The 25,086-nt window shown below is 62.0% G+C and carries 21 protein-coding genes; 5 read left to right on the top strand and 16 right to left on the bottom strand.

Annotation, left to right across the window (positions count from 1 at the left end; all coding sequences use genetic code 11):
* Window positions 1-7: 7 nt before the first annotated feature.
* From OOZ53_RS12665 to OOZ53_RS12695, 7 genes are all read right to left on the bottom strand, one after another.
* Window positions 8-784 carry a cyclase family protein gene (locus OOZ53_RS12665; RefSeq protein ID WP_271089944.1) on the bottom strand — a complete coding sequence of 259 codons (777 nt, stop codon included), beginning with the start codon at window positions 782-784 and terminating at the stop codon, window positions 8-10.
* A gap of 12 nt (window positions 785-796) precedes the next feature.
* Window positions 797-2,110 (bottom strand): TRAP transporter large permease, encoded by a 1,314-nt coding sequence (locus OOZ53_RS12670; protein ID WP_271089945.1) that lies wholly within the window; start codon window positions 2,108-2,110, stop codon window positions 797-799.
* Complete coding sequence (locus OOZ53_RS12675; protein ID WP_271089946.1) at window positions 2,097-2,660, bottom strand: TRAP transporter small permease subunit; 564 nt, start codon at window positions 2,658-2,660, stop codon at window positions 2,097-2,099. Before OOZ53_RS12675 ends, OOZ53_RS12670 begins: the two co-directional genes overlap by 14 nt.
* 67 nt (window positions 2,661-2,727) lie before the next feature.
* Window positions 2,728-3,789 (bottom strand): C4-dicarboxylate TRAP transporter substrate-binding protein, encoded by a 1,062-nt coding sequence (locus tag OOZ53_RS12680; RefSeq protein ID WP_271089947.1) that lies wholly within the window; start codon window positions 3,787-3,789, stop codon window positions 2,728-2,730.
* Window positions 3,790-3,852: 63 nt separating this feature from the next.
* Window positions 3,853-4,530, bottom strand: a complete 678-nt coding sequence (locus OOZ53_RS12685; RefSeq protein ID WP_271089948.1) for a TetR/AcrR family transcriptional regulator — start codon at window positions 4,528-4,530, stop codon at window positions 3,853-3,855.
* A gap of 177 nt (window positions 4,531-4,707) precedes the next feature.
* A complete protein-coding gene (locus OOZ53_RS12690) occupies window positions 4,708-6,189 on the bottom strand; it encodes a di-heme oxidoreductase family protein (RefSeq protein ID WP_271089949.1) in 1,482 nt (493 codons plus the stop codon).
* Between the two features lie 9 nt (window positions 6,190-6,198).
* The gene (locus OOZ53_RS12695; RefSeq protein WP_425499140.1) at window positions 6,199-7,482 is read right to left on the bottom strand and encodes an imelysin family protein; all 1,284 of its coding nucleotides are present in this window, start codon (window positions 7,480-7,482) and stop codon (window positions 6,199-6,201) included.
* 416 nt (window positions 7,483-7,898) lie between these two features.
* Here OOZ53_RS12695 and OOZ53_RS12700 point away from each other — a divergent pair, with 416 nt between their 5' ends.
* Together OOZ53_RS12700 and pgi are read left to right on the top strand one after the other, a co-directional pair.
* On the top strand, window positions 7,899-9,626 hold the full coding sequence (locus tag OOZ53_RS12700) for a long-chain-fatty-acid--CoA ligase (protein WP_271089950.1): 1,728 nt from the start codon (window positions 7,899-7,901) through the stop codon (window positions 9,624-9,626).
* 179 nt (window positions 9,627-9,805) lie between these two features.
* Window positions 9,806-11,434 (top strand): glucose-6-phosphate isomerase, encoded by a 1,629-nt coding sequence (pgi, locus tag OOZ53_RS12705; RefSeq protein ID WP_271089951.1) that lies wholly within the window; start codon window positions 9,806-9,808, stop codon window positions 11,432-11,434.
* Between the two features lie 7 nt (window positions 11,435-11,441).
* Here the strand turns inward: pgi and OOZ53_RS12710 are convergent, their stop codons facing one another.
* Window positions 11,442-11,912, bottom strand: a complete 471-nt coding sequence (locus tag OOZ53_RS12710; protein ID WP_271089952.1) for a DUF1203 domain-containing protein — start codon at window positions 11,910-11,912, stop codon at window positions 11,442-11,444.
* Window positions 11,913-12,045: 133 nt separating this feature from the next.
* On the bottom strand, window positions 12,046-13,542 hold the full coding sequence (locus OOZ53_RS12715) for a CoA-acylating methylmalonate-semialdehyde dehydrogenase (RefSeq protein WP_271089953.1): 1,497 nt from the start codon (window positions 13,540-13,542) through the stop codon (window positions 12,046-12,048).
* Between the two features lie 142 nt (window positions 13,543-13,684).
* Here OOZ53_RS12715 and OOZ53_RS12720 point away from each other — a divergent pair, with 142 nt between their 5' ends.
* Window positions 13,685-14,566, top strand: coding sequence for a LysR family transcriptional regulator (locus tag OOZ53_RS12720; RefSeq protein WP_271089954.1), 882 nt, complete (start codon window positions 13,685-13,687; stop codon window positions 14,564-14,566).
* A gap of 106 nt (window positions 14,567-14,672) precedes the next feature.
* On the opposite strand, the gene OOZ53_RS12725 is transcribed toward OOZ53_RS12720, so the two are convergent.
* Genes OOZ53_RS12725 through pyrC form a run of 5 tightly spaced genes read right to left on the bottom strand, consistent with a single transcriptional unit; the run spans window position 14,673 to window position 19,706 of the window.
* A complete protein-coding gene (locus OOZ53_RS12725) occupies window positions 14,673-15,485 on the bottom strand; it encodes a phosphorylase family protein (RefSeq protein ID WP_271089955.1) in 813 nt (270 codons plus the stop codon).
* Entirely contained in the window at window positions 15,457-16,635 is a 1,179-nt protein-coding gene (locus OOZ53_RS12730) for a carboxynorspermidine decarboxylase (protein WP_271089956.1), read from the bottom strand. The genes OOZ53_RS12725 and OOZ53_RS12730 overlap by 29 nt, the downstream gene beginning before the upstream one ends.
* Before the next feature lies 1 nt (window position 16,636).
* Window positions 16,637-17,893, bottom strand: coding sequence for a saccharopine dehydrogenase family protein (locus OOZ53_RS12735; protein ID WP_271089957.1), 1,257 nt, complete (start codon window positions 17,891-17,893; stop codon window positions 16,637-16,639).
* Window positions 17,894-17,926: 33 nt separating this feature from the next.
* Window positions 17,927-18,628 carry an orotate phosphoribosyltransferase gene (locus tag OOZ53_RS12740; RefSeq protein ID WP_271089958.1) on the bottom strand — a complete coding sequence of 234 codons (702 nt, stop codon included), beginning with the start codon at window positions 18,626-18,628 and terminating at the stop codon, window positions 17,927-17,929.
* Window positions 18,629-18,662: 34 nt separating this feature from the next.
* Complete coding sequence (pyrC, locus tag OOZ53_RS12745) at window positions 18,663-19,706, bottom strand: dihydroorotase (RefSeq protein WP_271089959.1); 1,044 nt, start codon at window positions 19,704-19,706, stop codon at window positions 18,663-18,665.
* A 239-nt stretch (window positions 19,707-19,945) separates the two neighbouring features.
* On the opposite strand from pyrC, the gene OOZ53_RS12750 reads away from it, so the two are divergent.
* Both OOZ53_RS12750 and dddP read left to right on the top strand, forming a co-directional pair.
* Window positions 19,946-20,983: a M42 family metallopeptidase gene (locus OOZ53_RS12750; RefSeq protein ID WP_271089960.1), complete on the top strand. Its 1,038-nt coding sequence runs from the start codon at window positions 19,946-19,948 to the stop codon at window positions 20,981-20,983.
* A 122-nt stretch (window positions 20,984-21,105) separates the two neighbouring features.
* A complete protein-coding gene (gene dddP / locus OOZ53_RS12755; protein ID WP_271089961.1) occupies window positions 21,106-22,443 on the top strand; it encodes a dimethylsulfonioproprionate lyase DddP in 1,338 nt (445 codons plus the stop codon).
* A gap of 594 nt (window positions 22,444-23,037) precedes the next feature.
* On the opposite strand, the gene OOZ53_RS12760 is transcribed toward dddP, so the two are convergent.
* Window positions 23,038-24,093 carry a dipeptidase gene (locus OOZ53_RS12760; RefSeq protein ID WP_425499141.1) on the bottom strand — a complete coding sequence of 352 codons (1,056 nt, stop codon included), beginning with the start codon at window positions 24,091-24,093 and terminating at the stop codon, window positions 23,038-23,040.
* A gap of 20 nt (window positions 24,094-24,113) precedes the next feature.
* Window positions 24,114-25,007, bottom strand: coding sequence for an isocitrate lyase/PEP mutase family protein (locus OOZ53_RS12765; RefSeq protein ID WP_271089965.1), 894 nt, complete (start codon window positions 25,005-25,007; stop codon window positions 24,114-24,116).
* Between the last annotated feature and the right edge of the window lie 79 nt (window positions 25,008-25,086).

Below are 25,086 nucleotides of genomic sequence, written 5' to 3' on the forward strand. Positions count from 1 at the left end.
TGGCCTCCTATTCGTTGAAAATCGCGACGGCGCGGGTGAAGCCCGCCGAGCCGCCCTTGATCTTGTAGGGGAAGCAGGCGATCTCGTAGCCGCTCGGCGGCAGTGTCTCGAGATTGGTCAGCTTCTCGATGTGGCAGTAGCCGATCTCCATGCCGGCCCGGTGCCCCTCCCAGATGATGCTTGCATCGTGGGTGCGCTCATATTCCTTCGCCGTGTGGACGAAAGGCGCGTCCCAGCTCCAGGCATCGGTGCCGGTGACGCGCACGCCGCGCTCCAGCAGATAGAGCGTTGCCTCGCGACCCATGCCGCAGCCCGTAGAAACATAGTCGGGCTGGCCGTAGCGGGCGCCGGCGGCCGTGTTGACGACGACGATATCGAGCGGCTGGAGATCGTGGCCGATGCGTTCGAGTTCGGCCGCCACATCCGCGGCCGTCGCCACATATCCATCGTCGAAATGGCGGAAGTCCAGTTTGACACCGCGCTGGAAGCACCATTCCAGCGGCACCTCGTCGATTGTGATCGCGCGTTCGCCATTGTTCATGGTCGAATGATAGTGATAGGGCGCGTCGAGATGGGTGCCGTTATGGGTGGTGATCCTCAGCTGTTCGACCGCCCAACCCTCGCCGCCCGGCAGATCCTGCTTCTTCAGTCCCGGGAAGAACGCCATGACCTGCGCCGCCGACATCTCGTGGTCGACATAGTCGATCTCCGGCAGCATGACGGGCGGGTCGGAAGCGATGTCGGCCTCCAGCGGCACGGACAAATCGACAATTCTGCGTGGCATTTCTTTTCTCCGTCAGTATCCGAGCGGCAGCGTCGCCAGTGTCGGGAAGATGAGCACCAGCGCCAGGACAAGCAGCATCATGAGGGCAAAGGGCGCGGCCCCGGCGAAGATGTCGCCGAGCGAAATCGTGTCGTCATTGAGCGCCGACTTGATCACAAAGACCGATATGCCGAATGGCGGCGTCAACAGCCCGATCTCCACCGCGAGCACGGTCACGATGCCGAACCAGATGAGATCGATATTCATCGGCTGGATCACCGGCAGCATCAGCGGCACCAGGATCAGCATGATGGACGAGGAATCGAGGATTGTGCCCATGATGATGACGAGCGCGACGTAAGCGAGCACAACGCCCCAGAAACCGATATCGGCTGTCGCGACGAAACTGCCGAACTCAGCCGGCGCACCGGAGAGCGCCAGCATGCGCGAGTACATCTGCGCCGCGATGATGAGGAAGCAGATCGAGGCGGTCACCAGGCCTGTATCGGTCAATACGCTCCAGAAATCCTTCCAGGTGAGCGAGCGGCGCAGAAGGCCGATGACGATCGCGCCGAGGCAGCCGACAGCGCCGGCCTCGATGGGCGTGAACCAGCCGGCATAGATGCCGCCGAGCACCAGGAAGATCAGGGCGGCGATGGGAAAACCCTTCTTGAACAACTCGCCGCTGCTGAGCGGCGGCTCATCGCTGTCCGACAGGTTCTCGCCGATGAAACCGGGCCAGAAACGGGCCATGGCGACGACGCCTATGCCGAAGATCAATGCCAGGAGGAGGCCGGGTATGACGCCTGCGATGAAAAGATCGCCCACGGACTGCTCGGTCAAAAGACCGTAGAGAATCAACAGGAGGCTGGGCGGGATCAGCATGCCGAGGACGGAGGAGCCGGCGACGACGCCGACGGAAAACCGCTTGGTGTAGCCATGGCGAACCATTTCCGGCACGGCGATGCGGGTGAACACCGCCGCCGAGGCAATGGAAATACCAGTGATCGCCGCAAAGATCGCATTGGCGCCGACCGTGCCGATGCCCAAGCCGCCGCGAAACCGGCGGAACAGGTGATTGGCGACGTCGAAGGCGTCGCGCCCCATGCCGGTGACGGAAACGACATAGCCCATCAGCACGAAGAGCGGCACGACGCCGAAGAAGTAGCTGGATATGGTTTCCGAAGCGGCCAGCGCCAGCAGCTTGCCGGCAAGGATGGGCGAACCTTTCATCATCCATACGGCACAGTAGGAAACGACCATCAGGGCAAGCGGCACATACATGCCGACATAAACGAGCACTACCATGACGGCGAGCGCCGCCAGACCGATCTCAAACGGTGTCATGGCCACCTGCCGTTTCTGCCGGATCCATATGCCCGCCGGTGAACATCTCGATGGCGCTGCGGATCACCGACATGGCAAGCTGCAGCAAAAGCGCGGCGCAGCCGATGAGAATGACCAGCTTGACCGGCCAGATCGGGGCGATGAAATCGCCGACCGTTCCGACAAAGGTACTGCGGTCCCAGGCCTTGATAAAAAGCGGATAGCTTGCGTTCAAAAGAGCGCCGATGATGAAAAAGCCGGCGGCGCTGTAGAGCAATTCAAGCCCCGCCCTGACGCGGGGCGCGCGCCGTTCGAGAATATTGATGAGCGCGTCCGTTCGCGTGAAGCGGCCCATGCGAAAGGCCTGCCCCACCTGCAGGAAGACGATGGCGACAATCGACATGGAAACAAGCTCTGGCACCCCAGAAACGGGCGACAGAAACACGCCGCGCCCGATCACGTCGCTGTTGATAAGGACCATCAGCGCCAGGATGAGCAGCGTGCCGAGCACGTTCAATCCCATCGTCAGCCGATCGATGACGGCCTGCACCTGTTGAAGAATTCTGGGCATGAGAAAACCGCGTATTTGCGGCGGCACCGGCTATGCTGTCCGGTGCCGCCGCGGATTTCGGACGGGACTATTCCTTGTCCCAGTCGCGGACCGGGGTCGCGCCATCCTTACGCATGGCGTCCATATAGGCGGACAGGACGCTGGAGCCGGGCTTGCCCTCGCCATCAAGCTGGGCGGCCCAGGCCTTGGCGACATTTTCCATGCCGGCGGCCCATTTCATGCGGAACTCCGGCGAGACTTCCGTGACGGTTCCGCCATTGGCGCGAATGGCCTCCAGGGATGCGGTGATCGCCTGGTCGAGATCCTTGTGATAGGCCTCGCGCTGGGCAACGCCGCCGCGGCGCAACGCGTTCTGCAGGGCCTCGGGCTGGGCGTCGAACCACTCCTTGTTGGCGGCGATACCGCCGGCGTACTGGGCGCCAAAGCCGACCTTGGTCACATAGGGCGCAACCTCGTAGAGCTTGCCGGGTACGGCGGCCGTGGCGAACACAATGACGCCGTCATAAACGCCGGTCGAGATTTCGTTGTAGTAGGTGGTCAGATTGCCGGAAACGCCGATGGCGCCCGTGCCCTTCAGCCAGTTGACCGCCGGCCCCGGCGCGCCGATCTTCTTGCCCTTCAGATCGTCGAGCGAATTGACCGGGAACGTCGTCATCAGAAGATAGTCGTCGATGCCGATCGCCGCGCCGAGATATTCGAGATTGTTTTCTTCCCAGGACTTGCGCAGTTCGGCGTTCTCCTCGTGCAGCCTATCCATCAATTCGGAGATTGCGGTGGCATTGCTGGACACGAAAGGGGTGAAATAGGTGACGTTCTGCGGCGCGAGCTTGGCGGCCTCGAACAGGCTGGAGACAAGGCCGACCTCTGCAAGCCCTTCCTCAACTGCTTCAAGCACGCCGCCGACCTTGGCGATCGAACCGCCATACTGCTCACTCCAGTTCACCGTTATGCCACTGCCCTCGAGTGCCTTGTTGACGGCCGGAATGAAGGTCTGGTTCGCATGCTTGACCCAGCGGAACACCGGCGGGTGTCCGGCCGCCATCGTTATGTCGACCGTTTCGGCCCTGGCGGTGAGCGAAGCGCCCGCCAGTACGGCTGTAGCAAGCAATGCGGACAATAGTCGTTTCATGGTTTCCTCCCGGTTTTCACCATTTGCTGTTTTCTCAGCCGCCGTCTTTCGCGGCCTTGAAGCTCAATCCTGTCTGTTCTCGAACCGTCCATCCGCCAAGGCGCGAATGCCCGCGCAGGCAAATGCAACCACCGTCGCCACCGTTTCCTCGGTGTTCGAATCGTCGCAAAGGCCATCCGAGAGACGCGCTGCACGGCCGGTTTTCGCCATGACCGACAGCGCGACACTGATGGCGAAGAGATAGCCGCGAACGGCCTCTGCCCTGCCGAGGCCGGGCAAGACCCGCATGAGTGCGTCGATCGACCGCCGGGCAATGGGATCGTAATTTTCTTCCGCCACGCGCTGCGAGCGTTCATCGGCCGAATTGTTGAAATAGACAATCAGGCGCGCATAGGCATCACCGCCGCGCTCGACATCGTGGCCAAGCTCGATGGTCGGGCGAAGCAGTGCTTCGACCAGATCTTCCAGCGCCGGAACGGCATTGTCGAACAGCGCATCGAGCGCAAGGTCGCGGCGCTCGTTGATATCGCCGGCGCGCCTTTCGACAACGGCGGAGAAGAGCTGATCCTTGTTCTGGTAATAGTAGTGGACCATCGCCTGGTTGACATCGGCGTCGCGGGCAATGGCGCGGATGGACGCGCCGCCGAAACCGAAATCGGCAAAGGCCCTTTCGGCGGCGTCGAGGATGGCCTTTCGGCTGTCCCGCGCCCTGCCCTGCTGCACTGCCTGTGCCTGCGGCAACGAATTACCTCCCAATGGTCAAGCGCCGGTCAAACCGCATTTTCGAGGAAGCTCGCAATAGCATCGGTAAGCCGGCATCTTTATTAATTAAACGTTTGATTAAAATTCGGATTTTGTCAAGCGCGCTTCGACTGCTTTCCGGCGAAGCCGCACAATAGACCCCTTAACGCTATGAAACTAAAGAGATTTTAAGAACGTCACCAGCGCTTCTCGTTGACTGGCGGACATGTCTGCGAAGGCATCGCGTGCGGTTTTGCCCTCGCCGCCATGCCACAGGATGGCCTCTTCGAGCGTGCGGGCGCGCCCGTCATGCAGGTAGTTTTCCTGCCCCAGAACCGCCTCCGTCAGGCCGATGCCCCAGAGCGGCGGGGTGCGCCATTCGCGCGCCATTGCCGCTCCGCCTTCGTCGGCCAGACCCTCGCCCATATCGTGCAGAAGAAAATCCGAATAGGGCCAGATGAGCTGGAAGCCATTGGCGCCGGCTTCCTCTCCGCGCCGGGTGACGAATTTCGGCCGGTGGCAGGCGGTGCAGCCGGCGCCGTAGAACAGTTCCTTGCCTTCGAGCACCTTTGCATCACCCACATCGCGGCGCTTCGGGACAGCGATATGACCGGCAAATCCGGCCACCATCTCAAGCACCGTATCGGTCACCTCGACGGGTCCCAGATGCGGCTGGGCGCCGTGCGGCGCTGCCAGGCAGTCCCGCTGAAAAGCCGTGCAGTCGCCGGCATGGGCCGGAAAAGGTGCGCTCGACAGGCCGATATCGGTCGAAAACGCCGCCGCCGACTGCGCGCGGATACTGTGCCGAGACGCTTTCCAGCCGTAGCGCCCGGAGGTGATTGCGCCGGTCTCGGGATCGGCAACCCAGTTGATGCGGCCGGAAATTCCGTCGCCGTCGCTATCGTGCGGATCTTGCAGCATCTGCAGATCGCTCAGCGCGATCCGTTCGATGAGACCGAGACCGATCATCGGCGGCGCGAGCCTCGGCGAGACATGTGTCCGGCTTCCCAAGGGCCCATGGGCAAGATTCTCGATGGAATAGACCGGTCGGCGCAAGATAATTTCCGTCCCGTCACGCAACCGCACCGGGACCTCCTCGTAAGCGGTTTTCGTTACCGCTTCGGCCTCGAGGCCCTGGACGGCGCGGGTCTGCAACTGGGCGCCATAGACCGGGTCGGCATGTTTGCCGTCCGAGAGAGCCAGGACGAGCGATCCCTCATTGCCTTCTCCGTCGGGCGCCAGTCCACGGCCATTGCGGATATGGCAGCTCGAACAGGCGCGGGCATTGAACAGCGGACCAAGCCCGTCGGAGGCCTTGGTCGAGGCCGGCGACGACACCCAGAGCTTTTCAAACAGGGCTTCGCCGAGGGTAAAGGTCTCCCGTCCGCCAAAACTGATATTGGCCGACGGAAACGAGAAAGACTCTCTGCCGGCAGACTTGCGAAGGGTCGTCGCTCCGCCGGGCATCGCCTCAAAGCGCTCGGCCTCGGAAAAATCCGCTGTCGGCTCGGTGACCGCAAGCACCCGCGCCCGCTCGGCCGCGGTCAGGTCGTCACGCTCGCCTAAAGCGGGCGCGGCGGCGAGGCTGAGAGCCGGCGCCGCCGCGACAAGTGCCAAAATGCATATGCGCCGCCATCTGGCCGGCGGGCGGTCATGCATGGTCAAAGCCTATTCGAAGACCGCGCTCGGATTGTCGAGACTGTCGGAGCCCTCGAATTCCAGCGTGCCGAGGTTGAGCGCCGCAACGGCGCGCTCAATCGACTTGGTCTGCTTGACCAGCGCATCGATGGCTGTCTGGACCCGAGCATTGCCGGTTGCGTTGCCCTCGCCGATCTGCTGGTCGTAGGCCTCACCGCCTTCGGCCGCGTCGGAAATCGCCTTCATGGCCACAACCGTCGCATCGATATCGGCGCGCAGTTCCTTGTCGATATCGGCATTGGCTTTCTTGACCATATCGGACACGGACGGGCCCTTGACGACGGATCCGTCGGTGCGTGTGTAGGAGCCCTCATAGACATTGCGGATGCCGATCGCATCGTAGAGATGCGAGATGTGGGTGTTGTCGGAGAAGCAGTCATGCTCTTCTTCCGGATCGTGAAGCAGCAGGCCGAGCTTCATGCGCTCGCCGGCCAGTTCACCATAGGAGAGCGAACCCATGCCGGTGAGGATCTTGGCAACGCCTTGGTTCACCTCGCCATCCATGACCGCCTTGCGCGCCTCGCCGTCCGTGCGCCAGTTGGCGACCATTTCCTCAAGATCGTCGACCAGCAGATTGGCGGCTGCCGCCAGATACTCGGCGCGGCGGGCGCAATTGCCGCCGGTGCAGTTGTCGGGATCGAAATCCGTGTAGGGCCGGTTGCCGGCGCCGGCATCCGTGCCGTTGAGGTCCTGACCCCAGAGCAGGAACTCGATGGCGTGATAGCCGGTCGTGACATTGGCCTCGACATCGCCGGCCTCATGCAGCTTGCCGGAAAGAACCGCCGGCGTGATCGCGCTGATATCGACGTCCTCACCGTTCACCTTGAGCGACTGGTTGGCGATGATGTTGGCCGTATAGAGCGGGTTGAGATCCGATTCCGTGCCGTAGCCGGAATCAACGTAGTCGATCATGCCCTCATCAAGCGGCCAGGCATTCACACGGCCTTCCCAATCATCGACGATCGGATTGCCGAAACGGAATGCCTCGGTCTGCTGGTAAGGAATGCGCGCGGCCTTCCAGGCGTCTCGGCCCCCCTGCATCGTCGCTTCGCTCGGATCCGCCACCAGCGCGCCGATGGCGACCTCAAGCGCCTTGGCTGTCGTCAGGGAATCCGCGTAATTGGCTTCGGCGATATCGGCATAGGTCTTGAGCACGGCCTTGCCGTCCACTTCGGCCTGTGCGGACGGGGCGGCGGCTACCACGGCCAACGCCAGCGGCGCGGCACAGGCGATCTTCCTCATTCCATAAAACATCTGATGCTCCGGCTGATCGGTTGCGGCTGAATAGAACTTCCTGCCAGGCGGGAAACATGCAACGCAATATTGCTTCCGGCGGACCGCCCGGCTCATTGCCTTAAAAAGCTGCATAATATATGAATGTCAAACTCTATTTTGGAAAAGCTGCATAAATTTCAATAGTTTAGATTTATTCTAATCTTGACGTGCCCGGATACCGCAGACCAGCAATCGCGAGCCTGCCATTCACAGGAAGCCTCCCTGGCACGGCACTGGCGAATTCGCTAACGCAATTCTTACTTTTACGTAAAATGACACTTGCACCGGAGGGCCGGTGACCATAAATCTGGGAGCGAGGGAGGCGTGCCTTTGTTTCGGTGACGGGACGGCACGTTAAAGAACAATCAGAGCGCTTGGGCACCCGGGAGGAATTCATGTCGACAGCACCTGACGAAAAAAAAGCTTCGCAGCCGAATGAGAAAATCTGGCTGAAGTCCTATCCCGAAGGTGTGCCCGCGAACATCGGCAAACTTGAGCACGCTTCCGTCGGCGCCCTGATCAAGAAAGCCTGCGAGGATAATGCATCGAAACCCGCCTATACATGTATGGGCAAGACGATCACCTATGGCGAGCTCGACACCTACGGGGCGCAGATCGGTTCATGGCTGCAGTCCCTGGGCCTTCAAAAGGGCGACCGCGTTGCCATCATGATGCCCAATATCCTGCAATATCCCATCGCGGCAGCCGCTGTGCTGCAAGCCGGCTATGTCGTCGTCAATGTCAACCCGCTCTACACTCCGCGCGAACTGGAACATCAGCTGAAGGATTCCGGCGCGAAGGCCATCTTCATCCTGGAGAACTTCGCGACGACCCTGCAGCAGGTCATCGCCCGCACCGAGGTCAAGCATGTCTGTGTCGCGACCATGGGCGACATGATGGGTCTGAAGGGCCATCTGGTGAATTTCGTGGTGCGCCGGGTCAAGAAAATGGTGCCCGACTGGTCGCTGCCCGGCCATACGCCTTTCAAGGCGGCGCTGGCGGCGGGAGCCGGCAAGTCCTTCACAATGGCCGATGTGGGGCCGGACGACATCGCCTTCCTGCAATATACGGGCGGCACGACGGGCGTTTCCAAGGGCGCGACGCTGAGCAACCGCAATATCCTGTCGAACGCGGCCCAGAACCATGTCTGGCTGGAGGCGCTGAAGCGCAAGGAAAAGCTGCCCGATCAGCTTGTCTATATCTGCTGCCTGCCGCTCTACCACATCTTCGCGCTGACGGTGAACGCCATCATGGGCATGGACCAGGGCGCCCACAACGTCCTCATTCCCAATCCGCGCGACATTCCCGGCTTCGTCAAGGAGCTCGGCAAGTACCAGTATCATGTGCTGCCGGGGCTCAACACGCTGTTCAATGCGCTGCTCAACAATGAAGACTTCAGGAAACTCGACTTTTCCGAATTGCGGCTGACGCTGGGCGGCGGGATGGCCGTGCAGCGGCCGGTGGCCGAGCGCTGGAAGGAATTGACCGGTTGCTCCATCTCGGAAGGCTACGGCCTTTCGGAAACCTCCCCGGTCGCAACCGCCAACCGCTTCGATGGCGACGGCGAATTCACCGGAGCCATCGGCCTTCCGCTGCCCTCGACGGACATCGACATTCGCGACGACGACGGCAAGTCGCTGCCGCTCGGCGAAGTGGGCGAGATCTGCATACGCGGACCGCAGGTGATGGTGGGCTACTGGAACCGGCCGGAAGAAACGGCAAAGGTGATGACCGAGGACGGTTTCTTCCGCTCCGGCGACATGGGCTATATGGACGAGACCGGCTATGTGCGCATCGTCGACCGCAAGAAGGACATGGTGCTCGTCTCCGGCTTCAACGTCTATCCGAACGAGGTCGAGGAGGTGGCAGCAAGCCATGACGGCATCCTGGAAGCAGCCGTCATCGGCGTTCCGGACGAGCATTCGGGCGAAGTGGTCAAGATGTTCGTCGTGCGGTCCGACCCGAACCTGACGGAAGAGGATGTCCGCAACTGGTGTTCCGACAAGCTGACCAACTACAAGCGGCCGAAATATATCGAGTTCCGCGACGAACTGCCAAAGACCAATGTCGGCAAGATCCTGCGCCGCGAGTTGCGGGACGCGGACCTTGCGAAAACCGCCTGACCGGCAGGGAAAATTCGAATGCGACACGAACGCCGGGCCTTGCCCGGCGTTTTGCATCTGGGCATTTAAATCGATTTGACCGCCCGTTTCAGCTATGCGACATAGCCGTCGCATTCATCTATTATGACAAGCCAGTGGCGCGCCTGACGCGCCCTGCGCCCATTTGAACAGGATTTGAAATGATCCCGGACATCGGCAGGACTCTCACAAAGCTTCAGGTTCACCACGTGCAGACCATGCCGCTCGACATGCGCGCCGCCTTTGCCGGAGATCCCGATCGATTCGAACGGTATTCGGCGCGCCTCGACGACCTGCTGCTCGATTATTCGAAATGTCCGGCCGATACGGAAACGATGCATCTGCTGCAGCAGCTGGCCATCGACGCGGACCTCGAGCAGAAGCGCGACGCGATGTTTTCCGGCGCGCATATCAACGCGACCGAGGACAGAGCCGTTCTGCACACGGCGCTGCGCAACCGTTCTGACGCACCGGTGCGCGACGGCGGGAAAGACGTCATGCCGCAAATCCGCGCGGTGCTCGATGCGATGGGCGCTTTCGCGACCGGGCTGAGCGATGGCACCATTGCCGGTGCGACGGGCAAGAGGATTACGGACGTCGTCAATATCGGCATCGGCGGATCGGACCTCGGTCCGGCCATGACCTGCCAGGCGCTCTCGCCCTATTGCGACGGGCCTGCGGTCCATTTCGTTTCCAATATCGACGGCGCGCATATCGCCGATGCGCTGGCGAAACTCGATCCGGAGACGACGCTGGTCATCGTTGCCTCAAAGACATTCACAACAATCGAGACGATGACCAACGCGGCAACGGCCCGCAAGTGGATCGCCGAGGCGATGGGCGAGGAGGCGGTCGGGCAGCATTTCGCGGCGGTGTCGACGGCGCTCGACAAGGTTGCCGCTTTCGGCATTGGCCAGGAACGGGTTTTCGGCTTCTGGGATTTCGTCGGCGGACGCTACTCGATCTGGTCGGCCATCGGCCTGCCGCTGATGATCGCCATCGGGCCGAAGCGCTTTGGCGAATTCCTCGAAGGTGCCCACAACCTCGACAATCATTTCCGCACCGCGCCGGTGCTCGAAAACCTGCCGATGCTGCTTGGGCTGATCGGCTTCTTCCATCGCGCCGTCTGCAATTGGGGCTCGCGCGCCGTCATCCCCTATGACCAGCGGCTGGCGCGCCTGCCGGCCTACTTGCAGCAGCTCGACATGGAATCGAACGGCAAGAGCGTGGCTGTCGACGGAAAGGCCCTGGAAGGCCCGTCCGGCCCGCTGGTCTGGGGCGAACCCGGCACCAACAGCCAGCACGCCTTCTTCCAGCTCCTGCACCAGGGCAGCGACATCATTCCCGTTGAATTCATCATCGCGGCACAGGGGCACGAGCCGGACCTGCAGCATCAGCATGACCTTCTCGTCGCCAATTGCCTGGCACAGTCGGAAGCGCTGATGCGCGGCCGCACGCTCGAGGAGGCGCAGGCCCAGATGCAGGCCAATGGCGCCGATGTGTCGCTGGCGCCGCACCGGGTCTTTGCCGGCAACCGCCCGTCCCTGACGATCGCCTACAAGAAGCTCACGCCCTACGCGCTCGGCCGGCTGATCGCGCTTTACGAGCACCGCGTCTTCGTCGAGGCACAACTCTTCGGCATCAACGCCTTCGACCAATGGGGCGTTGAGCTCGGCAAGGAACTCGCCACGGCGCTGCTTCCGGTTGTCGAGGGTAAGGAGGACGCCGAAGGCCATGACAGCTCCACCGCCGGACTGGTCGCATTCATTCAGGAAGAGCAGAAGGGTTGAGCGCGGTTCAGGCGCGCTCGACACGGCAGTAGAAGCAGTTATTGCTGGCCGAACGGATGTGGATGAAGGCGATCTGCACATCCTCAAACATCGTCTCGCACGCCGAAACAATGTCAGCGGTTGCGACCACTTTCCCGGTTCCGTAGCAAATGCGCTCATCCGCCGAATAGCCGCGAATGATGAATTGCGGCGATGTCTTCATGACATCCGGCAGCGCGTCGCTATCCGCGCGGCGCTCGCAGGCATCCGCGCACAGATAGATCGGGCCCGTCTCCGCATAGGGCTGAACGCTTTCGAAGGGCCTGTGGCCGATGGTGAGAAACGCCCTGTCTTTTTGCACGAATCTCAGGCAGTGGCGACAGGGGATTCCGACGCCGTCCGAAGTGCATCTCTCGGGTTTCTGACGATTGGAGTCCGCACCGCCGGACTGCAAGGCGCGGACTGTCTCTGTTGGCAAGGCTTTGAAAAGGATCGACATGGCACGTCTCCGGGCTGGTTGTTTCCCGGAGAGATGCGGCAAAGCGTGCGAAGCCGATATCCGCTTGTTGCCTCGCAATCAAAAACGCCCGCCGGATTGGCGGGCGTTTCAATTCTTCCGATGAAGCCTTTGATCAGTTCATCGTCGGGATGACGAATTCGGCGCCGTCCTTGACACCCGAGGGCCAGCGCGAGGTGACCGTCTTGGTCTTGGTGTAGAAGCGGAAGGCGTCCGGTCCGTGCTGGTTGAGGTCGCCGAAGGACGAACCCTTCCAGCCGCCGAAAGTGTAATAGGCGATCGGCACGGGGATCGGCACGTTGACGCCGACCATGCCAACCTGGACACGCGCGGCGAAATCGCGCGCCGCATCGCCGTCGCGGGTGAAGATGGCGACGCCGTTGCCGTATTCGTGCTCATTGGGCAGACGCAGCGCCTCTTCATAGTTGTCGGCGCGCACCACGGAAAGCACCGGACCGAAGATCTCTTCCTTGTAGATGCGCATGTCGGGCGTGACATTGTCGAACAGGCAGCCGCCCATATAGTAGCCGTTCTCGTAGCCCTGCATCTTGAAGTCGCGGCCATCGACCACGAGCTTGGCGCCTTCTTCGACGCCGAGATCGACATAGCCCTTGACGCGATCGAGCGCCTGTTGGGTCACCAGCGGTCCGAAATCGGCGGACGGATCGGTGGACGGTCCCACTTTCAGGCTTTCGACGCGCGGCGCCAGCGCCTCGACGAGGCGGTCGGCTGTCTGCTGCCCGACGGGAACGGCGACGGAAACCGCCATGCAGCGCTCGCCGGCCGAGCCGTATCCGGCGCCGACCAGCGCGTCGACGGCCTGGTCCATGTCGGCATCGGGCATGATGATCATGTGGTTCTTGGCGCCGCCGAAACACTGCACGCGCTTGCCGTTGGCGCAGCCGCGGCTGTAGATATATTCGGCGATCGGCGTCGAGCCGACAAAGCCGACGGCCTTGATGTCGGGGTCGTCGAGGATCGCATCGACCGCTTCCTTGTCGCCATTGACGACATTGAGGATGCCCTCGGGCAGGCCGGCCTCGATGAAGAGTTCGGCGATGCGCATGGGAACGCCCGGATCACGTTCGGACGGCTTGAGGATGAAAGCGTTGCCGACGGCGATTGCCGGGGCGATCTTCCACAGCGGAATCATGGCCGGGAAATTGAACGGGGTGATGCCGGCGACGACGCCGAGCGCCTGGCGCATGGAATAGACATCGATGCCCGGACCCGCGCCATCGGTGAACTCGCCCTTCATCAGATGCGGCGCGCCGATGCAGAACTCGACGACCTCGAGGCCGCGCTGGATGTCGCCCTTGGCGTCCGGGATCGTCTTGCCGTGCTCCCTGGCGAGCAGCTCGGCAAGGGAATCGTATTCCTGGTGGACGAGATCGAGGAACTTCATCAGCACGCGGGCGCGCCTTTGCGGGTTCGTCGCCGCCCATTCGGGCTGCGCGGCCCTGGCGTTCTCGACCGCCGCGCGCACTTCCGCGGCGCTGGCGAGGGAGACCTTGCCCTGAACCGTTCCGTCCATGGGCATCAGCACGTCGGCCGTGCGGCCGCTGGTTCCGGCGACCGTCCTGCCGCCGATAAAGTGTCCGATTTCACGCATTGCATTCCTCCATGTGGTTGGCCTCCATGTGGTTGGCCGCATTCTGCGCTTTAAATTCTGAAAATCAACGCGCAGGCTTTCGCAACCGTTGTGCGCATTTTATAGTTCCGCAAATTCGATGTATTCGGGCTGAAAGAATGGCATGAACTGGGACGATGTGCGAATTTTTCTGGCGGTTGCGCGCTCCGGCCAGATCCTCGCCGCGTCGCGGCGGCTGGGGCTCAACCATGCCACGGTCGGGCGGCGGGTCGGCGCGCTTGAAGATGCGCTGCAATCGAAACTGCTGATCCGGCGCACCAATGGCTGCGACCTGACGCCCGAGGGCGAAGCGTTCATGCATGCGGCCGAACGCATGGAGGCCGAGATGCTGTCGGCCCGCTCCGCCGTCGGCATGACGGATACCGAAGTGACCGGAGCGGTGCGCATCGGCGCAACGGACGGTTTCGGCGTTTCCTTCCTTGCGCCGCGTCTCGGGCAGCTCACCGAGCGCTATCCAGGCCTGAAGATCCAGCTTGTGCCGGTGCCGCTCAGCTTCTCGCTGTCGCGCCGCGAGGCGGATGTGGTCATCACCGTCGAGCGGCCGGACACCGGCCGGCTGATCACCCGCAAGCTGGTCGACTATACGCTGGCGCTCTACGCCTCGAAGAATTATCTCGCCGCCCACGGCATGCCCGAAAACGAAGAGGCTCTGAAACAGCACCGGCTGATCGGCTATGTCGAAGACCTGATCATGTCGCCGCGCCTGCACTACCGTTCGGAGTTCGCGCGCAACTGGGAATCGGATTTCGAGATCTCGGCCGTGCTCGGACAGGTGGAGGCCGTGCGGGCCGGCGCCGGCATCGGCATATTGCACACATTCCTGGCGCGCCCGCACAAGGAACTGGTTCCGGTTCTGCCGCACAAACAGGTCGGGCGCACCTACTGGATCGTCTATCACGAGAACCTGCGCAATATCCGGCGCATCAAGGCCGTCGTCGATTTCATCGCAGAAGAGACGGATCGGGAAAGAGGTCAGTTTTCCTGATTTTCCAACACTTTACCGCATATTATGCTGCATTGCAGCAATTTTATTGTACGCAAAATGCTGCACCTATGCTGCGCAGCATTTCTGCAGCATTTTTCTTCGAGGCCTACGCTTCCGATCGCGCCTTTCCCGCCTCTTCCGCGAGCTCAAGCGCCACGTCGAAGACCTTTTGATTGGAGCGCTTCAATCGCGCCGCATCGTCCGGCTCCAGCGGGTCGAGAAAGGTGCGCCCATGGGGCAACGCGTCCCAGACCGTGAGCATCGAGACGGCCTTGACGCCGAAATAATCCGCAACGGCAGCGACCGTGGAAGTCTCCATGTCGATCGACAGCAGGCCTTCCGCGGCCCAGCCGTCGCACATATCGTCGGACTGCGCGAAGAGGCTCGGCCAGGTCAGATGATACGCTCTTTGTGTCTCGACGGCGTGGCCGTTGAGATGGCGCTCGGCGCGCTCCAGCCAATGCGCATCCATGCGCACCGTCTGCCCTGCCCCGTAATGCTGCGAGACACCGTCGCGGGCCGCGCAGCTTTCCGGCAGGATGACCTTGCCTGAGGACGCCTGCGGATCGAGCGTGCCGCAGGTGCCGATCTGGATGAGAAGCGGCGTCCCGAGCTGGGCGAAGATATGGGCCGGCTCGACCGCCCGGGCCGCGCCATAGGCGCAGCAATAAACAACATCCACATCATTCCATGAGCCGGCAAACATATCCGGAAAGGCAAGCTCGCGAACGTCGGACAGCTTGGAGAGCCGGTTGCCGGTGGCCGTCTCGCGCCACCAGGTGCCTTCAAGGATCAGCGCCGCCGGCTCCCGGCCACGCGGTATGCCCAGCGCCTCGCGCCAGATTTCGCCGGAATAGTCCAGGATGGCCATGAGCGAACCTTTCTTTGTCTCAGGAAAGCCGGCCCTCGAAATCGGCATAGGAAAATTCGCGAACCACCTCCAGCGCATCGCTGCGGCTGTCCCAGAGTGCCAGCGCCGGCAGGGGCGTGCCGTTGAAAGTCGTTGCCTTGACCATGGTGTAGTAGCCGAGATCGAGGAAGACCACCCGGTCGCCGACCCGCGGCGGCGTTTCGAACCGGTAGGTGCCGATAATGTCGCCTGCGAGGCAGGTCGGCCCGCCGAGCCGCACGATATTCGACTCACCGGGCGCCGCCTCCATATCGCGCGGCAGGGTCTGCGCGCCCAGCACGTCGGGCGTGAACGGCGCTTCGATCACATCCGGCATATGGCAGGTGGCGGATGTGTCCATGATCGCCAGTTCGCCGACATTGCCGGTACGGTCAAGCACCTCGGATACAAGCGCGCCGGCGTGGAGCCCAACGGCAGTGCCAGGCTCCAGGTAGACAGTCAGTCCGGTCCGCTCACGAAACTCTTTTAACCGGCTAATAAATGTATCAACCGGAAAACCCTCTTCCGTGATCAGCAGCCCGCCACCCAGATTGATCCATTCGATCGCGCCGAAGAGATGACCGCAGTTCTCTTCCACCGCCGCAAGCATGCGATCGAATGCTTCGTAAGGATGATCGCAAAGCGCGTGGATGTGTATACCGGACAGGCCGTCGAGATCCGCGGCCGTCAATTCATTCGCCGGAACGCCGAGGCGCGACCAGGGCGCGCAGGGATCGTAGAGCGGGTTTTCCACCTCATTGTGGCCGGGATTGACCCGCAGCCCGAAGTGAACACCGGGCGCGCCCACCAGTTTTTCCCGAAAGCGCCGCCACTGGCCGAGTGAATTGAGGATCAGGTGGTCGGCATAGATGAGCATCTCGTCGATATCCGCCTCTTTCAGGCCGGGCGCATAGGCGTGCATCTGGCCGCCGAAACGGGTCTTGCCGAGGCGCGCCTCGTAGAGCCCGCTCGCCGCTGTGCCGGACAGATATTTCGAGACAAGGTCGGCAACCGCGAAACAGGAGAAGGCCTTGAGCGCCAGCAGGATTTCGACGCCGCTCTCACCGCTGACGCGTTTCAGCAGTTTTAAATTGTCCTCAAGCCGCGCCAGGTCGAGCACGTGACACGGGCTCGGCAGGCGCGCCGTGTCGAGGCGTTCGAAATTCGTCCGGCCCGTCAAGTCATGCCTCTTCCGGATAGGGCCAGCTGCCGTCGAGAGGCAACTCCTCCACCTGCCAGTCAATGCCGACCTGCGGCATCGCGGCGAGGAACGGATCGGGATCGAGTTCCTCGACATGCACCATGGTCTGCGGGTTCCAGATCCCGTCGGCGATCAGCCGGGCGGCTGTGATCACCGGAATGCCGGTGGAATAGGAAATGGACTGGCTACCCACCTCGCGGAAATTGGCCTCATGATCGCAATTCGACCAGATGAAGAAGCGCTTTTCCTTGCCGTCCTTCCTGCCGCGCACATCGACGCCGATGCAGATCTTGCCGGTATAGCCCTCGGCCAGCGAGGCCGGATCGGGCAGCAGCGCCTTGACCAGCCGGTTCGGCGCCACCTTGACCCCGTCCACCTCGACGGGAACCGAGGACGTCAGGCCGAGACTGTCCAGCACGTTGAACACATTGAGGTAATGTTCGCCGAAGCCCATCCAGAAGGTGATGCGCGGCGTATCGGGGAAGTTGACAGCCAAGGACTGCAACTCGTCATGGCCCATCGAATAGACACGGTGCGTTCCGACCTGCGGAAGCGTCACGTCCATCCACTGCGAATGGCGCGGGATGGTCTTCCAGGCGCCCTCCTCCCAGGTGATCACATCCTCCTTGATCTCGCGCAGATTGATATCGGCGTCGAAATTGGTGGCGAAATAGCGCCCGTGGCTGCCGGCATTGACATCGATGATGTCGATCGCGTCGATTTCGTCGAGAAGGTGCTTGCGGACATAGGCGCAGAAGATGTTGACGACGCCGGGGTCGAAGCCCATGCCGAGAAAGGCGTTGACCTTCTTCTCGGCGAATTTCGGCCGGCGCGGCCACTCCACGTAGGAATACCAGGGCGGATCGATATTCTCGATGAACTCGTCCTCGGCAAGCGCGGTGTCGAGATAGCTGGCGCCCGTCTCCAGGCAGGCGTCCAGTATGGTGGCGTTGCAATAGGAAGAGGCGACATTGAGGACGATCTTCGCGTCGAGATCGCGGATCAGCCCGGTCATTTCGCCGGGATCGCGCGCATTGACCGCCCGGACCGAGAGCAACGGCTCGTCATTCGCGCCGCCCCAGCGTGCCTGGATATCGGCGGCGATCTTCTCGAGCTTGTCGCGGTTGCGCGCGGCTAGCGTAATCGTGCCGAAATCGTCACGGAACTGCACCGCCTTGTTGGCGGTGACCTGGCCGACACCGCCGGCGCCGACGATCAACAAATTGGGCTTGGCCATCAGCATCTCCCGTCAAAGAGACAAACAAACGGTTCAGGGTTTTTCCGGAAGCTCCGAAATGCCGCCATTGCGGCTCGACCATTCAAGCGGCGCATTCAGAAAGGCTTCCACTTCGGCAAGCGTCTTTTCATCGAAATAGCTGTTCTTGCGCGACAGCGACAGCACGTCCCACCAGGTGGCAAGGTAATGCAGCGTCATGCCGTTCGCCTTCAGGCGCTCCGGTGCGTCCTTGAAAATGTCGTAGTAAAACACAGCGAATGTGTGGTCGATGGTGGCGCCCGCCTTGCGGATTGCCTCGGCGAACTTGATCTTGCTGCCGCCGTCGGTGGTCAGGTCCTCGACCAGGATCACCCGGCTGCCCTCCGGCATGTCGCCCTCGATCTGCGCATCGCGGCCGAAACCCTTCGGCTTCTTTCGGATATACTGCATGGGAAGGCCCATGCGCTCGGCGATCCAGGCAGCGAAGGGAATGCCCGCCGTCTCGCCTCCGGCGACGCTGTCGAACTGTTCGAAGCCGGCCTCGCGCAGGATCGTGCCGACCGCGAAGTCCATGATGGCCGAGCGAATGCGCGGGTAGGAAATCAGCTTTCGGCAATCGATATAGACAGGGCTCGCAAGGCCCGAGGTGAAAGTATAGGGCTCGTCGGAGCGGAAATGCACCGCCTTGATTTCGACCAGCATCTTGGCGACCAGTTCGGCGGCCAGTTCCCTGTCAGGGTATGTATTTGAGAACATCATCTATACCTCGAAATATTCGTTTCTTGCCGCCCTAATCCTGCACGACATCCCAGTGCAGCGGGAACATCGGATCGAATACCGTGACCGGACCAAGGCCCGTCTCGATCCTTTCCGGATATTGCACGGGCTCATCGCGCCTGATCAGGCGTATCCGCTCTTCATTAGCCGGCAAACCGTAAAATGCCGGCCCGTTCAGCGACACAAAGGCCTCCAGCCGGTCGAGCGCGCCCTCCTCTTCGAAGACATGCGCCAAACACGCCATGGTATTGATGGCGGAGAATACGCCGGCACAACCGCAGGCACTTTCCTTAGCCGGATCAATATGCGGCGCGGAATCGGTCCCCAGGAAGAAGCGCCTGTTGCCCGACGTCGCGGCACGGCGCAGCGCGAGGCGATGGCTTTCGCGCTTGGCCACCGGCAGGCAGTAGTAGTGCGGCCGGATACCGCCGGCCAGGATGGCGTTCCTGTTGATGATCAGATGATGGGTGGTGATCGTCCCGCCGATCCCCTCCGGTCCGTTCTCGACAAAGTCGATACCGTCACTGGTGGTGATGTGCTCCATGATGATCCGCAGATCGGGAAATCGCTGTCGGACCGGATCGAGAACGCGCTCGATGAAGACCGCCTCGCGGTCGAAGATATCGATCTCCGGATCGGTCACTTCGCCATGCACGCAGAGCGGCACACCGGCCTCGGCCATGCGCTCGAAGACCGGATACACGGTTTCGATATTGCGCACACCGCTATGGGAATTGGTCGTCGCACCGGCCGGATAGAGCTTGACGGCGGTAATTTCACCGCTGCGATGGCCGGCGACCACATCCTCGGCGTCCGTGTCCTCGGTCAGATAAAGCGTCATCAGCGGCGTGAAGTCGTCGCCCTCGGGCAGTGCCTTTTCGATCCGCGCCCGGTAGTCCGCCGCCATGGCGGTTGTCGCGACATGGGGCACGAGGTTGGGCATGATGATCGCCCTGGCGAAATGCCGGCTCGTATGCGGCAACACAGCCTCCAGCATCGCGCCATCGCGCAGATGAAGATGCCAGTCGTCCGGGCGGCGTATCGTAAGTTCCTGCATGGCTGTCCGTCTCAAGGCGGCCCGGGTCGTCGGGCATGCCGCGCTTCTGAAATGTCCCGGCTTCCATACAGACAAATTGCGACGAGAACCAGAGTGGGAATTCCGCCTCCTCCGAGTTTCCCTGAAAAATCGACCTCGGCTTCTCGCTACAGGGTCGACGATTTCGCTGTTCCCTGCGCCGCGCTGCTTCTATGATCCGCGCCGGAACGAGTAGCCGATCAAATAGAAAGCCAAAAAACATGAATGTGGATCTTCTGCGCCGCCTCTGCGAAACCCCGGGTGTCCCGGGTCACGAATACCGTGTCAGGGAACTGATCGAAGCCGAGGTCGAGCCTCTGTTCGACGCGATCGAGGTCGACCCGATGGGCTCGCTTCTTTGCCGGCGCGATCCGCGCAAGAAGGTCAAGCAGCCGAAGAGGATCATGCTGCTTTGCCATATGGACGAGATCGGCTTCCTGGTCTCGCACATCACGGACAAGGGTTTCGTCTATGTGCACCCGGTGGGCGGTTTCGACGCCCGCAACCTTTTTTCCCGCCGCGTCGTGGTGACGACGGATAAAGGCGACCTGAAAGGCGTGATGAACCCGGGCGGCCGACCGATCCATATCGCGACGCCAGAAGAGCGCAAGAAAGTGCCGGAGGTCGGCGAGTTCGTCATCGATCTCGGTCTCGGCGAAAAGACCAAGGATCACGTCAAGGTCGGTGACATGGTGACCATGGACGAGCCGCTGATCGAGATCGGCGACAAGATCGTCTCCAAGGCGCTCGACAACCGGGTTGCCTGCTGGCTGGGGATCGAGGCGATCCGCGCGCTGGGCAAGGCCAAACATGGCTGCGAGATCCATGTGGCCTTCACCTGCCAGGAAGAAGTCGGCCTGCGCGGGGCGCGCACGGCGTCCTTTGCAGTCAAACCGGATATCGGCATCGGCATCGACACAACGCTTTCCTGCGACACGCCGGGCGTTCCGGAACAGGACCGCACGACCGAACAGGGCAAGGGCTTCGGCCTGCATGTCAAGGATTCGAGCTTCATTGCCGACCGCGATCTCGTCAACGAGGTCGAGGCCATCGCCGTCAAGCAGGACATCCCCTATCAACGCACCATGTTGCGCGCCGGCGGCCAGGACGGCGCAGCCGCCCAGCAGGCGGCGGCGGGCGCCCGCGCGGTCGGCATCGTCGTCGGAACGCGCTATATCCATACGGTGACCGAGATGATCCACCGCGCCGACCTGGAAGCCGCGCGCGATATTCTGGCGGCCTATCTAAAGCAAGCCTAGAGCACGGTTTTTCGCACTGCAGGAGGCGCAAACCGGATTTTTCAGGTCGCGTCCAAAAGCGCATATCGGGCGATTTTCGGCAACGTTCTCTCCATTGACGGGCGACGGAACGGAGCTGATCCATGAGTGTCTTTTCGGTGTCGAATCAGAAGATCGATCCCTCCCGCCGGCGTGCGGCCGGATCGAAGCTGGACGGCACGCCCGACGACAATGACCGGGTCGAAATCGGGCCGACCGCGCTTGCCTTTTCCGAATGGCAGGCCGCCGGCCTGACGCCTCCGAACCTTGAGCGCATGCGTCGGTTCCGGCTCGACCGGCTGGTCGCCGAAATCCGAAAGCACGATTATGCGGGGCTTCTGTGCTTCGACCCGCTGAACATCCGCTACGCCACCGACACCACCAACATGCAGCTCTGGACGGCGCACAATTTCGCCCGCGCCTGTTTCGTCTCGGCCGACGGCTATATCGTGCTTTGGGATTTCCACAATTGCGATCATCTTTCGGCGCACACGCCGCTCGTGCGCGAGGTGCGCCACGGCGCCAGCTTCTTCTATTTCGAGAGCGGCGACCGGGTGGAGGAACATGCGGCAAAATTCGCCGCTGAGCTCGACGATCTTTTGCGCCTGCATGGCGGGACGAACCGGCGGCTCGCAGTCGACAAGATCGAGACCGCCGGCTACGAGGCGCTGCAAAAGCTGGGCGTCGAGATCTTCGAAGGCCAGGCGGTCACGGAAATCGCGCGTGTCGTGAAAGGGCCGGACGAGATCCTCGCCATGCGTTGCGCCATGCATTCCTGCGAGGCGGCCGTTGCCGAGATGCAGGCGCGCATGGAGCCGGGCATTACCGAGAACGATGTCTGGGCCGAGCTGCATGCCGGCAATATCCGCCGCGGCGGCGAGTGGATCGAGACCCGGCTTCTGGCCTCCGGCCCGCGCTGCAATCCGTGGTTCCAGGAATGCGGACCGCGGATCATCCAGCAGGGGGAGCTGCTCGCCTTCGATACCGATCTCATCGGCACTTACGGCATGTGCGTCGACTTCTCGCGCACCTGGATGGTCGGCGATTTCGTGCCGACCAACGAGCAGAAGGACCACTACCGGGTCGCCCATGAGCACATCAGCGCCAATATGGAACTGATGCAGCCCGGCATGACCTTCGAGGAGATGACCCACAAGGCCCACCGGCTGCCGGAACGCTTCCGCAACCAGCGCTATAGCTGCCTGGCGCACGGCGTTGGCCTGTGCGACGAATATCCGGCGATCCGCTATCCGGAGGACTATGAGGCTTCAGGCTATGAGGGCGCGCTGGAACCCGGCATGATCATGACGGTCGAAGCCTATATCGGCGCCGACGGCGGCAATGTCGGCGTCAAGTTGGAAGACCAGTTGCTGATCACCGAAACGGGCCACGAGAACCTGACGACCTATCCGTTCGAGGAACGGTTGCTAGAGCAATTCTGAGTTAGCTTGGAACATTTGATGGCGGAAAATCGGTCCACTCGGCTAGGCGCGTCGCGCAGCGCGATGCTGGGCATCGGGCAAGCGGCGCAACGACGTCCGATGGGTCGATTTTCCCCACCCTTGAAAGGACGATCTTATTGAAACTCAAAGATGAATGGGCCGGGCGATTTTGCTCCCTGGCGTCGTTGGCTCGCGCTTGTGGTGGGTTGGCACCACGGCGCGCAATCCGCCTAGCCAGAGACCAAAATCGCCGCGGTCAAATGATCCAAGCTAACTCAGAATTGCTCTAGGGTAGAATTCTTTTGTCTTCACGCTGTTATTTGCGCTCACGGCCGCACCGCCGCTGCGCGGCTGGCCTGCGCGGGCGCGCCGCATGGGCGGCGACGGCCAGTCGGCCTTTCGAAGCGCTGTGCGCTTCGAGTTCATTTATTCATGATAGGTTTTGCGTGTGGCACCCAACGCGCACGACCGTGCGCCGCTGATCGTTCGGCGCCCCGTCCGGAGGTTAGCCCAGCCTGTATCCATCTGGATACAGGCTGGGCGCTCAACCGTGAGGACATATTAGCTACGGCCGTGCGCCGTGAGCGAAATAAATCAACCGCCCCAGGTCTTTTCCAATACACGCAGCCAGTTGCCGTGGCACAGCTTTGCCAGCAGTGCGTCGTCGTAGCCGTGGCCGCGCATGGCCTCGATGAGGTTCGGCAGGCCGGACGCGTCCTTGATCGCCCTCGGCACCACCGCGCCGTCGAAATCGGAGCCGAAACCGACCCGGTCCTCGCCGAGGTGCCCGATCAGGTGATCGAAGTGGCGCAGCATCTGTTCGAGCGGAACGTCGGAAAGCATCCTGCCATCCTCGCGCAGGAACGACGCGGCAAAATTGACGCCGACCATGCCGTCGCTCTCGGCGATCGCGGCAAGCTGTTTGTCGGTGAGGTTGCGCACATGCGGGCACAGCGCATGGGCATTGGAGTGGGTGGCGACGAGCGGCGCATCGCTCAATCGCGCAACATCCCAGAAACCCTTTTCGGTGATGTGCGAAAGATCGATCATGATGCGCAGCGCATTGCAGCGGCGCACCAGTTTCGCACCGTGCTCGGTCAGACCGGGACCGGTGTCGGGCGAACCTGGAAAACGGAATGGAACGCCCGCCCCAAAGATGGTCGGCCGGCTCCACACGGGGCCGAGTGAGCGCAGGCCGGCGCGATAGAAGACCTCCAGCGCGTGTAGCTCCGCGTCGATCGCCTCGGCACCCTCCATATGCATGATCGCGGCCATGGTTCCGCTTTCCAGGCAGGCGGCGATATCGGCGGCGGCGAGACAGATCTTCAAAGCGCCCATCTCCTCGAGCCGAACGAGGATCGCCGCTTCCTCCATCGCGATCTGGACCGCATTCTTGACGCCGACCGGCTGGGGAAGGCCGATATCGTATTTCTCCGCCTTCATGGCCTCGAAATCATCGTCGAGCGTGTTCTCGGTCGGAATCCATATGGCGAAGAAGCCGCCGCCAAAGCCGCCGGCGCGCGCCTTCGGCACGTCGATATGGCCCTTGCCGCCGGTGAGGAACGCTTTCGCGGCGTCGACACCGCCGGAATTGAGGATGCGCGTCAGCACATCATTGTGACCGTCAAAAATGAGCGTCAAAGGTATCACCGCGTCTGTCCCGATTGTTCCTACTCCTTTGCCTGGATGAGCGATCTGGCGAAATCAAGCTCGCCCTGCTCGGCCTCGCGCATCTGCGGCAGACCGACGATGGCCGTGAATTCGTCGAATGTGACCATGCGGTCCCGCGCATTGGCGCTGGTCCCGTCAGCCTTGATCGTGGCGTAGAGGTCGATCAGCGCCCTGGTCATGGTGAAAATGGAACTGAGGCCCCAAAGCCCGCACGCATAACCGATCTCCTGCAGTTCAGCCGAATCGTGATCCGGCGACATGCCGAAATCGATCATGTTTGCGAGGTGAAGCCCCCCGAGATCGGCGATGATCCGGCGCATCTGTTCAACGCTTGTCGGCGCCTCGATGAACAGCATGTCGGCGCCGGCCTCACGGTAGAGCCCGGCCCGTTCGATGGCGGCATTGAGCCCCTCGACCGCAAGCGCATCCGTGCGGGCCACCAGCACGAGATCGCCGTCGGTCCGCGCATCCGCCGCCGCCTTCACCTTGGCGATCATGTCTTCCACCGGCACGACCGCCTTGCCCGGCGTGTGGCCGCAACGCTTCGGAAAGACCTGATCCTCGATGAAGAACCCGGCGACACCGGCGCGTTCCAGTTCGCGTGTTGTGCGGCGCACGTTGGATGCGTTGCCGAAACCCGTGTCGGCATCGACGAAGAGCGGGATGTCCACCGCGCCGGTCACGCGTCTGTAATGCTCCGCCAATTCGCTAAGCCCCAGTTGCGAACTGTCCGGGGCGGCCAGCAAGGAGCCGGTGACTGGAAAGCCGCCCATGACGATCGCATCGAAACCGGCACGCTCGGCGAGCTTTGCAGAAAGCGCGTCATGGGCGCCCGGCATGACAAGGAATTCCGGCGCATTCAGAAGCGCCCGCAGGCGCGTTGTCGGTCTCATGAAACGGGTCCTTTCAAGCAGGCTCCAGCCCTTTCGCAGCAACATCCACATTCGTGCGGTTTTGCGCAAGGGCAAGCAC

Origin of the sequence: Allohoeflea poritis, assembly GCF_027889715.1 — a bacterium.
Taxonomy (GTDB): Bacteria; Pseudomonadota; Alphaproteobacteria; order Rhizobiales; family Rhizobiaceae; genus Hoeflea_A; species Hoeflea_A poritis.